The 11986-nt window shown below is 40.3% G+C and carries 12 protein-coding genes; 5 read left to right on the plus strand and 7 right to left on the minus strand.

Annotated features, from left to right (window positions below; translation table 11 throughout):
* Window positions 1–122: 122 nt before the first annotated feature.
* On the minus strand, window positions 123–773 hold the full coding sequence (trmB, locus tag BN2425_RS12440; RefSeq protein ID WP_042459789.1) for a tRNA (guanosine(46)-N7)-methyltransferase TrmB: 651 nt from the start codon (window positions 771–773) through the stop codon (window positions 123–125).
* A gap of 158 nt (window positions 774–931) precedes the next feature.
* Between trmB and BN2425_RS12445 the strand changes: the two genes are divergently transcribed.
* Window positions 932–1210 (plus strand): YtzH-like family protein, encoded by a 279-nt coding sequence (locus tag BN2425_RS12445; protein ID WP_042459791.1) that lies wholly within the window; start codon window positions 932–934, stop codon window positions 1208–1210.
* Here BN2425_RS12445 and BN2425_RS12450 read toward each other — a convergent pair.
* From BN2425_RS12450 to thpR, 4 genes are all read right to left on the minus strand, one after another.
* Window positions 1198–1983, minus strand: a complete 786-nt coding sequence (locus BN2425_RS12450) for a phosphotransferase family protein (RefSeq protein WP_042459793.1) — start codon at window positions 1981–1983, stop codon at window positions 1198–1200. The two genes, BN2425_RS12445 and BN2425_RS12450, sit on opposite strands and share 13 nt — an antisense overlap.
* A 176-nt stretch (window positions 1984–2159) precedes the next feature.
* A complete protein-coding gene (gene pulA, locus BN2425_RS12455; protein ID WP_042459795.1) occupies window positions 2160–4295 on the minus strand; it encodes a type I pullulanase in 2136 nt (711 codons plus the stop codon).
* A complete protein-coding gene (locus BN2425_RS12460; protein ID WP_042459797.1) occupies window positions 4282–5268 on the minus strand; it encodes a diacylglycerol/lipid kinase family protein in 987 nt (328 codons plus the stop codon). The genes pulA and BN2425_RS12460 overlap by 14 nt, the downstream gene beginning before the upstream one ends.
* Window positions 5269–5285: 17 nt before the next feature.
* Window positions 5286–5855, minus strand: a complete 570-nt coding sequence (gene thpR / locus BN2425_RS12465; protein ID WP_042459799.1) for an RNA 2',3'-cyclic phosphodiesterase — start codon at window positions 5853–5855, stop codon at window positions 5286–5288.
* A 156-nt stretch (window positions 5856–6011) separates the two neighbouring features.
* Between thpR and cysK the strand changes: the two genes are divergently transcribed.
* Window positions 6012–6938: a cysteine synthase A gene (gene cysK, locus BN2425_RS12470; protein ID WP_042459801.1), complete on the plus strand. Its 927-nt coding sequence runs from the start codon at window positions 6012–6014 to the stop codon at window positions 6936–6938.
* A gap of 180 nt (window positions 6939–7118) precedes the next feature.
* On the opposite strand, the gene dat is transcribed toward cysK, so the two are convergent.
* The gene (gene dat / locus BN2425_RS12475; RefSeq protein ID WP_042459804.1) at window positions 7119–7985 is read right to left on the minus strand and encodes a D-amino-acid transaminase; all 867 of its coding nucleotides are present in this window, start codon (window positions 7983–7985) and stop codon (window positions 7119–7121) included.
* 419 nt (window positions 7986–8404) lie between these two features.
* Between dat and BN2425_RS12480 the strand changes: the two genes are divergently transcribed.
* Both BN2425_RS12480 and BN2425_RS12485 read left to right on the plus strand, forming a co-directional pair.
* Window positions 8405–8626, plus strand: a complete 222-nt coding sequence (locus BN2425_RS12480; RefSeq protein WP_042459807.1) for a DeoR family transcriptional regulator — start codon at window positions 8405–8407, stop codon at window positions 8624–8626.
* Window positions 8627–9063: 437 nt separating this feature from the next.
* Complete coding sequence (locus BN2425_RS12485) at window positions 9064–10404, plus strand: amino acid permease (protein WP_042459811.1); 1341 nt, start codon at window positions 9064–9066, stop codon at window positions 10402–10404.
* Window positions 10405–10524: 120 nt separating this feature from the next.
* Here the strand turns inward: BN2425_RS12485 and speD are convergent, their stop codons facing one another.
* Complete coding sequence (speD, locus tag BN2425_RS12490; protein ID WP_042459814.1) at window positions 10525–11334, minus strand: adenosylmethionine decarboxylase; 810 nt, start codon at window positions 11332–11334, stop codon at window positions 10525–10527.
* Window positions 11335–11533: 199 nt separating this feature from the next.
* On the opposite strand from speD, the gene BN2425_RS12495 reads away from it, so the two are divergent.
* Window positions 11534–11968 carry a Dps family protein gene (locus BN2425_RS12495; protein ID WP_042459817.1) on the plus strand — a complete coding sequence of 145 codons (435 nt, stop codon included), beginning with the start codon at window positions 11534–11536 and terminating at the stop codon, window positions 11966–11968.
* Window positions 11969–11986: the final 18 nt, after the last annotated feature.

Consider the following 11986-nt stretch of genomic DNA (forward strand, 5'->3'; position numbering starts at 1 on the left):
TTAATAATCTATTGTTAATGATATTATACCATATTAACGCGGTGAACTGTTAAAGTAATTAGATGTAATAAGAGGCTGCCGAAGGGTTTTTCGACAGCCTGAGGACAGTCAAGTAGACTGTCCTAATCCAAATCATTTTGGTATTTTACTTCACAGCGGTAAATACGATTTCCTTGTTCAGAGAACTTTTGCTCATACTCAGTCATGATATTGCCTTCAAAGTCACTGTTATGCAGATCAAGGCTAATAAATTTTAGCAATAATCCATATTGCGAAAAACTCATCAGTGAATACTCAAATAGCCCCTGATTATCCGTCTTAAAATGGATCTCTCCACCATCAACCAGGATATCCTCATATAGCTTTAAAAAATCCCGATAGGTTAATCTTCTCTTTTCGTGCCGCACTTTTGGCCAAGGATCAGAAAAGTTCAAATAGACCCGTGCCACATCGTTCTTGGCAAAATATTTCCCCAAGTCTGCTGCATTTACATTTAGCAGTTTAAGATTTGGCAGGTCAGCCTCAATTAATCTGTCCAAAGCTGCCACAATGACACTATTGTACAACTCAATTCCGATATAATTGGTATCTGGGTGAGCTTTGGCCATTTCCGTAATGAAATTGCCTTTTCCAGTACCTACCTCTATATGAAGCGGCTGGGCTTTTTCAAACGCCTCATGCCACCTGCCTTTATAGTCTTCTGGATTTGGTACAATGTACTGCGGATGTTGCTCTATTTTATCCTTTGCCCAAGGTTTATGTCTCAGTCGCATTTATAGCACTCCTAATATTATACTTCTCGTTCTAAAAACATATCATGTCCGCCTCTTTTTGTGCAAGTCCACAATGATAATCACATGTATAAATAAAAAAAGAATTCACAACCTAACTGTGAATTCCTTTTTAATCCCACTTGAAAGGGCGTGCTGTTATGCCATTAAGTCATAATGACCAAGTGAACCTACTCACAGATATATTATCCAATCATCAGACCGACTGCTGCGGCTCCGTTGCAGAATGTGAGCAGCTTGAGCGGCTGGTGAAGTCGCTTATGGTCAATACACAAATCGATCAAAACGTAAAATCGATCTTACAGGAAGTGTACAACTACAGCCAGCAAGGAGCACAGACCGCCGATCTAGATCAGCATATCCAAGCAAACCAAGCAAATTTGTCTCAATGGGTTAATGAGATTGATCAATTTTCTTGAGACATAATTTCGAGCAGAAAAGAAATCCATTTGTCCATCTCTTCCTGGCTATGTTTATCTTTGTACCATTGGATGGATGAAATCGTTTGAAGTGTCACGTACCATTTCATTCTTAATTTTAGATGTTCATTTATCTCTTGTCCGTATACCTGCAGCCAATCTTCCCAATTTTCTTTAGGGATATACCAATAAAGGAGCATTCCTAAATCCATGGCGGGATCGGCAATGGATGCCCCATCCCAATCAATTAAATACAACTGGTTGTTTTCATCAAGCAGCCAGTTGTTATGATTTAAATCTCCATGGCATACCACTTTTTCGTCACTATCGACATTTTCCGCCTCTTTTATTAAAAACCTGATCGCCTGTTCCACCACCGGCAAGCCGCGGACATCACCGTCAATATTTTTCATCACTGTCCGGAAATAATCCTCAGGATTAATTGGTGTTTTCTCCAACCGGCTCAGCATCCCAAGCATCGGCTCTGAACGGTGGATTTTCTTAAGCAGCTTCGCCACAAGTTCATGGTCCATCTCAGAAGGCTTCAGTTCCCTGCCTTCAAGCCATTGCTGTGCGGTTATAACATCTCCGTTTTCCAATCGTTTTGTCCAAACAAGCTTCGGTACAATTCCCTCTGCCGACAGGACGGCAAGAAACGGAGAAGAGTTCCGCTTTAAAAACAGCCTTTGATCTTCATTCTTTGCATAAAAGGCTTCACCTGTTGCGCCTCCAGCAGGGGTGATTTCCCATTCTTGTCCTAATATATGTTCCAAAACTGTCACCTTCAACTTATGCCGTTCTATGGGAGTGGTAGCCCCAATTGTATTCAATCGTAAACAAGTCATGATTATTTTTACAATAAAAAAAAAGCTATTGAAAGCATTCTACAATAGCCATCACTATAAATTTTATCTCCAACAGCCAATTTTCGTCAAGTAACCTTGAACAACTATTTTTTTAGAAAAATGTTAAGTGATATAGGTTCGATTACCATCTCTCCCCCTGAAACAGTCCTTTTGGGTGTCAACCCTGCAGAAACAGGGTCAGCCAAAACTAGCCAATCACCAGCTGGAACGGAGACCTCTTGTTTTTTTGATTGTGGATTGACTAATAAAATCACTTCAGCTTCTTTTTCACTATACAATAGTCCAAGTAATGGATCAGGCATAGATAAATCGGTGATTAATTTTTGGATACGATCTGCAGAGGGCAGCCGAAAACATGAGTAAGCTTTACGAATTTGGATAAGCCCCTTCACGTATTCTACATTGGAAATAAACTTAGCTTTGCGGTCCCAATCCAGCTGATTAACCCGATCAGGTGAACAGTAGCTATTTCCCTCACCGTATTTTGTGCGAAAAAATTCCTGGCCGCTATGAAGAAAAGGAATACCTTGGGCAAGAATCACCAGCCCTGTGGCCAAGCGATGATACTTTTGACGAATATTATCTTCCATGCTGGGAAAACAAGCCAGGAGCTTATCCCACAGTGTGTGGTTATCATGACATTCAACATAATTAACTGATTGACTTGGGCAATTAAATACCCTATTGCCTTTTCCTGTAAAACCGATACTGCCGGTGAGCACTTCCAACGCACCATCCCTGCTTTGACCGTTACCCAGCGCATATCCCTTGGCGGACAATTCAAATGTATTGCCTTTAATCAAATCTCTAAATTTATCATTAAAGTGGGCAATGGAGGCTAATTTGTCCTGATTAGCGATGGTAGCTTTTTGGTCCTGTGGCAATGGAGTATCAAGCTCCCATCCCTCGCCGATGATTATCACATCGTTAGAAATCGAATCGCATACGGCTCTTATTTGGTTCAGCGTTTCTACATCTAAAATGCCCATCAAATCAAAACGAAACCCATCAATGTGATATTCCTCCATCCAAAAGCGGATCGAATCCACAATAAACTTCCTTACCATCCGCCTTTCCGAGGCAATATCATTTCCTACGCCAGTGCCATTGGAGGGCAATCCCTGTTCATCGTGGCGGAAGTAGTAACCAGGAACGATCTTTTCAAATGGAGATTCCTCTCGGATAAACACGTGATTATAAACTACATCCATAATTACTCTTAAGCCTGACTGATGAATCTGATCAATCATTTGTTTGAGCTCTCGTATTCTTGAGTAGGGGTTAGTTGGGTCCGTCGAATAACTGCCCTCTGGTGCATTAAAATGGAGTGGGTTATATCCCCAATTATATTGTTTCTGCCATGCTGTTTCGTCCACCCCGGCGAAATCATGAAACGGCAATAATTGCAAATGAGTGATTCCCATATCCTTCACATAGGATAATCCAGTTGGACGGCCATCCCTTCCTATTGTATTCCGTTCTGCAGCTCCCAAATACAAACCTTTATTTTGCACTCCGCTGTCTTGGTGGATGGTAAAATCGCGGATATGCGTTTCATAAATGACAGCATCAACCGGGTTTTTGAGTGAAGGCAAAGGAAGTTTGGGGCGATCAGTTTTGGCAAGGTCAACAATGACACCCGACTCTCCATTTACTGTAACAGCCTTGACATAAGGGTCCACTGCATCCCGCCATTCTTGATTGATTTGGACAAGGAAGCTATATTGATATAGTTCATAATCTCCTTTAACACTGACCGACCAAACCCCAAATTCTCCCCGTTTCATTTTAATAATTTCTGAGTAAACGCTATCAGGCGGGCGTAGTTTTAACTTTACTTGGGAAGCGGTTGGTGCCCACACCTTGAAGCAAGTTTCTTCTGGATGGTAAACCGCTCCCAAATCGTTACCAGGATAATAAAATTTTTGGTCAAAGGCTTCTGTTCGTATAACCGCACCCATTTGCAAATCAGTCTTTCGCCCATATTCGTCAACAATCCAATAGGAACGGCCAAAGTAAATTTCCCCTGAAAACTCACAAACAAACTTGTGATAGTCTTCAATCAGCAGCTGCTCCTTCACTATTAGTGAATGAAACATTGGACCATCCGTAATATAAAAAGAGGATGAAATTCTTTCCTGGATGGTCCTCGGGAGGAGAATCGTTATGATGTTCATTTCATCCAAATATGCTAAGAAACTCCTCTCAGCAGCTATCATTCGCTTCCTCCTTAATCATGGTAATTTCCGCGTTTTTCTTTCTACGCGTCAATACTTGTAATCCCTTCTGCTCAATTTCTATTGTTAACGGCGTGTACCCTATATGCTCTCCATCACCGTGTACAAATAAGGCGACATTGCTTTGAATTGTAATCTGTTTGCCCCGAAAAGTTTTTACTTCTTTAAAATGAACATGCTTTCCCCAAAAGACGCTGATAAAGACAAGCAGCAATTTCCATCTTGTCAATTTATGTGCAACCGTTATATCAAGGAGACCGTCATCCGGCTCAGCTAACGGTGCAATCTTCATTCCACCACCATAAAAAGCTTGGTTGGAAACTGTTACAAACCATGTTGATTCAAATTTATGCTCTTTTCCATCAATAAATAAGTGGATTTGTGAAGTTTTATAGGTGAATAATTCCCTTATAAGAAAATAAACGTACACCAAGCGTCCCAGGGACAGCTTATTTAACCAAGCCTTTATCTTGGAATGATTGGCTTCATACGCAATTAAAGCATCAAAACCTGCCCCCATATTGTTAATAAAGGAGTGTTCAGTATGGTCGGGCATAGTGATTTTCCCATGGTCAATAAGCGCAGGTTTGCCCTTTATAAGCCTGAGGAGTACTCTTAGGGCATCTTCCGGTTCTTTAGGTATTTGAAACCCACGTGAAAAGTCATTTCCCGAACCGCCTGGAATAAAGCCGAGGATAATATGCTTAAAGTTCACAATTCCATTCACGACCTCATGGATCGTCCCATCCCCGCCGACTGCTACCACAACTTTTTCAATCCCGTCAGGTGCAGCGGCCACGAGACCAGCCAAAGTTTTAGCATGTCCAGGATATTCGGTAAAGAACGCCATGTAAGAGATTCCCTCTAACTTAAGTCTAACTTCGATTTTTTGCCATACAGAAAAACATTTTCCGTTTTTTGCTTTAGGATTGATAATAAAATAAATAGGTTTCATACCTGTATCTCCGTCTTTTATGTTTGCAATGGATACGAATGAATCACTTGATATTTAGGAGTTTCTTGAAGATTTGTCCGATATAACACAGCTTCTTTTGCTAGAAAAGGCAATGGCTCCGGCTGCAACTGATGCCAAATATCCAACAAGTTTAAGTGGCACGGCTCCTCCCCTTGCCATTTTCTAGCAAGTGTTATATGGGGGCGGTACGGTCTAGTTTCCAAATTAAAATCTGCCTGTTCACAAGCAGAAAAGACCTTTTTGCGAAGTTGATGGAGCTCCGGACTGTATTCTGCATCAGCCCAAAACACACGGGGACGATCCGATTTTCCAAAGACCCCTAGTTTATTTATTTTTAATGGGAATGCTTTTTCATCCCTTAATGCTATTTCTACATTTTTATGTGCCGCGACTAATTGCTCCTGTTCGGCATATCCTAAAAAGGCTAAGGTAATATGGATGTCTTGGTGATGTACCCAGCGGCTAAATGGTAATGACCGCTTTAACCTTTCCATATGTTCCTTCATAACAGTCTTTGTTTCATCGGGAATTTTAACAGCATAGAAATAATGTGCCATTGGTTCCATATTATTGACCTCTCTTTCACTCAATTTTAGTCTATTTTTTCCCAATTGTATCTAATTACTGGACAAGAATATCCGATATTTTTTTACAAATGCCCTATAATTCTTTATGATTAACAAGGAAGTAAAAATTGATAAGCAAGGAATGGAGGATCCCTTATGAAAGTCGTTAATAATATTGCAGAATTAATTGGGGAAACACCACTGGTAAAATTAAATCGTCTCGCTCCTGAAAACGGAGCCTCTATTTATTTGAAGCTTGAATATTTTAACCCAAGTAAAAGTGTAAAAGACCGGGCTGCCTTTAATATGATTGTTGAGGCGGAAAAAGCCGGCCACCTCAAACCAGGAGGAACCATAATTGAACCGACCAGCGGCAACACTGGAATTGGCCTTTGCATGAATGCTGCCGCAAGAGGATATAAAGCGATTATTGTCATGCCAGATACCATGACCCAAGAACGGATTCGCATTATGGAAGCATACGGTGCAAAGGTTGTCTTGACCCCTGGCGATGAAAAAATGCCTGGAGCAATACGGAAAGCGCAGGAACTTGCCAAAGAGATTCCTGATAGCTTCATCCCGATGCAATTCGAGAATAAAGCAAACCCTGATGCGCATAGGCACACGACTGCTGTTGAAATTATTAAAGCGATGAAGGAAATCGGCAAACCACTTGCCGCATTTGTCGCAACTGCCGGAACAGGTGGTACAATCACAGGTACAGGGGAAACATTAAAAGAACATTATAAAAATTTGTCAGTTCATGTAGTGGAGCCTAAAGGATCTCCGGTACTATCAGGAGGTAATCCTGGTCCGCACAAGCTGGTCGGGACAAGCCCTGGTTTTATTCCGGATATTCTAAACACCCATGTGTACGATGAAATTCACCAGATTGCTGACGAGGATGCCTATAATATCACTCGGAGATTGGCAAAGGAGGAAGGAATCCTCGTTGGTCCTTCCTCAGGTGGAGCTTGCTTTGCAGCAATAGAAGTGGCCAAACGATTAACTCCTGATGACGTGGTTGTCTGTATTGCCTGTGATACAGGGGAAAGATATCTTTCTAGCGATTTATTCCAATAATGAGAAAAGAGCAAAACGAAGCTAGGTACTAGGGCCTTGAAAAAACTATCGGTTTTTCTTCGTGCTATGTCAATGCTGCAGAACTACCTTGTGAAACAGAACAATATTTTCGAAAATCAGATGTACATTCTTGTATTATAAACAAAAGGCTGTCTCGAACGGGACAGCCTTGTTTCTGCACTATATGGATTGTTTTAATTCGCCGCATTGTTCAACAATTTCTTGTTCAAACGCTTCCTGCAGTTTTCTGGTGACAGGACCTGGATTCCCATCTTTAACGGAGTTGCCAGCGATTTCGATAATAGGCATCACTTCACTGGTTGTGCTAGACAGAAATACTTCATCGGCACCGGACAGTTCATCGAGAGAAAATACCCGTTCCTCGACTGGTATTTGCAGACTTTCACATTGTTTTAAAATGACATCCTTGGTTATGCCCTTTAAAATTAATTGGTCAGAAGGATGAGTTATGACCACCCCATTCTTGATGATGAAAACATTGGAAGAGCTGCCTTCGGTCACCTCATGCCCGCGATGCTGGATTGCCTCGTAGCAGTTATTGTCCGCCGCTTTTTGTTTTGCCAAGACATTTGCTAATAAGTTAAGACTCTTGATGTCACAACGCAGCCAGCGGATATCCTCGGTTAGGATCGTCTTTACACCAGATTTTAATTGAGCAAGCGGTCTTGCCAGTTCTTTTGTATAGGCAGTTAAGCAGGGAGTCACACCTCCAGAAGGGAACGCATGATTACGCGGAGCCACCCCCCTTGTAATTTGCATATAAACTATGCCGGTTTCTAGGTTATTCTTTTCAACAAGCTGATATAGCATTTCAGTTAATTCTTGATTCGTAAAGGGTGGCTTAATACTTATGTTCGTCAAACTTCTTTCCAAACGTTCTAAATGCTCGTCAAGCGTAAACAATTTTCCGTTATAAACACGGATAACCTCATATACCCCGTCACCAAATTGGTAGCCGCGGTCTTCCATATCCACCTTTGCCTCGGCACGATCTAGCATTTTCCCATTTAAGATTGCATATGCCATGCTCATATCCCCTTTGAAAAATTTTATTATATTTTAACAATAGCACTATTGCAAAACATGAATCAATCTTTTGTCGCAGGCCTGGTCAATTTTAACCAAAAAACTAAAAATTCAAAAAACTTATCATATATTTAAGCCCTTTGCCCATAACCTATAGTAAGAAAAGAAAAAGGGAGGTTAGATTATATACCTAATAAATTTGTGTATATTATGTAAATTTATGCTTAGTGGTGGAAATTTTCAGAAATTGTGGGTACAATAAGGTTAGATGTATGACATCAGAGTACCTCCTTCAACATTATTTAAAGGAGCTGTCTGCGCGGAAAAGAAAATTACATACACTTGAAGATTCTTCTTCAAAGAGGCTGTCGGTAGAGGGATTAAGCCATAGGTTTGAAATTAGGATAGGGAGTGGTTCTTTGAAACCTTCAACTAACCGGATGTTAAACCGCATCAAATGTATCTACATGTTTATCCGTGATCATGGCACGGTGACGACTCAGGAACTTGTAGAGGAATTTGGTATCACTCCTCGCACCATACAACGAGATTTGAATGTTTTAGCCTATAATGACTTGGTCATAAGCCCAAGCCGCGGAAAATGGACAACTACACAAAAAAAAGTGAAGATGTCATCTTAATAATGAAAAAAACTTGAATATGAGATAGTAAAATAGCACACGATGGTTGCGTGTGCTATTTTCTTTTTTGAAGGCTCTGCTAAATTTGGCTGTTGATTTCCGCTCCAGTCGATGTGCCGGGGAGCCTTCTCGGCATTGAAGCGCCTGCGGGGTCTCCCCAGCCCCCTACTCCCGCAGGACACTGAAATTCATCCATCGAATCTGCCCACGCACGAAGAAAATTTGATAGCTTAATTGAGGATTTCCGAGGAGTCGAGCGTCTTCCGCTCAAATCCACAGAGTTTAAAAAAATCAACAGTATCTTTTAACAGAGCTTTTTTAAATATGTGACTTCGATTCTTGCGATGTGAAATTGACAAAGATAATGAATATGTTATAGTAGAATAAAAATTTTTAATGCGTAAAAGCGTTTAAGTAAAAAAGAAAAAGGGAGCATCATGGAGAAGAAACAACAAGATTTAAACAAAGGACTTTTGCCAAGACACGTTCAGTTTATCGCTTTAGCTGGGATGATTGGAACAGGCATATTTAAAGGCAGTTCAGATACATTGCATATAGCAGGTCCAAGCGTAGTGGTTACCTATCTAATTGGCGGCCTTTTGCTGTTTATTGTCATGGCTGCCTTAGGAGAAATGGCGATTGCCAATCCTAATCACAATGTCCAGCATCTTATTCATAAAGCGTTTGGTTTTCGTATCTCGTTTATTACCGGATGGCTGTATTGGATTAACTGGATCCTCGTTACCGTGGTTGAACTATTAGCCGCCGGAAGCTTTCTTCAATTCTGGTTTCCGCAGGCGCCTCTCTGGTTGCTTAGTCTCATTTGTGCAGCCATTATTGTTGGGATTAATTTATTTCAAGTAAAAGCTTATGGTGAACTTGAATTTTGGTTTGCAGGAGTTAAAATTTTTGCTTTAATCGTTTTTATTCTGCTAGGAATTTTGCTGTTGCTAGGGATTATTCCAAGTACTGTTCAAGAACCTTTCAAAAACTACACAACCCATGGAGGATTTTTCCCTAATGGACTTAGCGGAACATTCAATGCCTTTTTGGTGGTTATGTTTTCTTATGGAGGAGCGGAATTAATCGGGGTGGCTGTCACCGAAACTCAAGATAGTGACCGGGTAATGCCCAAGATTGTCAAAGGTGTTATTTTACGGGTGATTATATTTTACATCTTGCCGATTTTAATTATTTGTGGGATGATGCCTTGGAATCAAGTTACCGGCGAAGATAGCCCATTCGTACAGGTATTTAGCGCAGCTGGATTGCCGGGTGCTGCCCATATCATGAACTTTGTCTTATTAACCGCAGTACTTTCTGCTGCAAATTCCGGGATCTATGCCACATCAAGAACCTTGTTTTCAATGGCTCAAAGCGGTACAGCAGCGAAAAGCTTGGCAAAGATATCGAAAAAAGGGATTCCTCTTGCTGGAATCGCTATTACGAGCCTTTGCATCCTCGTCGGGATTTATTTTGCCTATGTTACACCGAGTCAGGTATTCAGTTATCTGATGTCCATTCCAGGTTTTACGGTAATGGTGGTTTGGATTTTTATCTGTCTCGCCCAATTGAAGCTTAGGTCCACTTATAAAGTCAAGCCAAAATTTCTAGTAAAATGGTTTCCCTTTACAACCATTCTAGCTGTAGTGGGGTTATCTATTATATTTATTGGCTTTTTGTTCAGTCCTACCAATCTAATTGGTTCCACGGTTAGTGTCGTGACACTTGCGATACTATTTATTCTTTCCTTTATAGTAGGCTCTGTTAAACAATAATGTTGATTTTTTAAACTCTGTAGATTGGAGCGGAAATCAACAGCCAATTAGCAGCGCCTTATAGTAAAGAAGCGGATGTAAAAAAGAAGTCAGCCGAATGCGCTGGCTTCTTTTTTCTGCTTACTCCACGATATTTTTCCCGTAAAAGATTTCATCCATTTCTAATTTAATCCGCTCGGTAATTTCGATATGCTCGTCAGGTGTGAGTTTGTCTTTTGTATAACCAAATAAGTAATTATTTAAATCAAATTCTCTCAGCTTGCATTTGGTATGAAAGATATGCTCTTGATAGACGTTTACATCAATCATGTCAAACTGTTCAGCGATATCCTCCGGAATGTAGTTTTGAATGGAGCTAATATCATGGTCGATAAATAACTTATAGCCATCTTTATTTCGTGTAAAGCCCCGGACGCGATAATCAATAATCATCACATCCGTCTCAAAGGAACGAATAAGGTGATTCAGGGCCTTTAGCGGAGAGATTTCCCCACAGGTTGAAACATCAATATCTGCTCTGAAAGTACTAATTCCTTCATCAGGGTGATATTCCGGGTATGTATGGACAGTGACATGACTTTTATCCAATTGCAAAACAACATTTTCCACCACTGGTCCTGGTGACTCCTCGAAATACTCGGATGGAGCATGCTCTACGGGTGCTTCAGATACCAACAAGGTCACACTTGCACCGGCAGGCTCAAAGTCTTGGCTGGCAATATTTAATACATGTGCACCAATGATATCGGCAACATCTTTTAAAATTTGCGTTAATCTTTCTGCACTATATTGTTCATCGATATAGTTTAAATAGGCTTCCCGCTCTTCTTTGGTACGGGTGAAACAAATATCATACATATTAAAGCTTAATGACTTCGTTAGATTATTAAATCCATGTAACTCAATCCGCTCTTTATGAGTTAGCTTCATAACACATCCCCCTTCTCGCTAGCTTCTGTCTTTCTTTTTGGATTGATATTTATAAGTTACCCATAGTTTCTCCTTTTTATGGATTAAATATTGTAACAGGGCCTCCAATTCCTTATTTATAATTATTATTATTTAATATTTACTTTCACCTAATATATGTTATAATAGTACTATACAAAAAATTTGGAGGCACAATGATATGACAATAGAACAAGTATTAAATCAGCAAATTGCCAATTGGAGTGTATTATATGCAAAATTACATCAGTTTCATTGGTATGTAAAAGGTCCTCAGTTCTTCACTTTGCACGCTAAATTTGAAGAATTGTACGAAGAAGCAGCGTCAGTGGTAGACGAATTGGCTGAGCAGCTGTTAAGTATCAATGGAAAACCTGTTTCAACTTTAAAGGAGTTTCTAGAAATAGCATCTGTAAAGGAAACTACTGAAGCCTTAACGGCAGAAGAAATGGTACAAGCTATTATCAATGACTTTTCTTTATTGATTGTGGAGTTAAAAGGAGGCATTGCAATGGCGGAAACAAACAACGATGAAGTTACAAGTGATATGTTTATTGATTTGATTGGCAAACTAGAAAAACACAATTGGATGTTAAAATCATTTTTAGGCAAATAAAAGACAGGGTATGGCACC

It is taken from the genome of Neobacillus dielmonensis (assembly GCF_000612665.1).
GTDB lineage: Bacteria > Bacillota > Bacilli > Bacillales > Cytobacillaceae > Neobacillus > Neobacillus dielmonensis.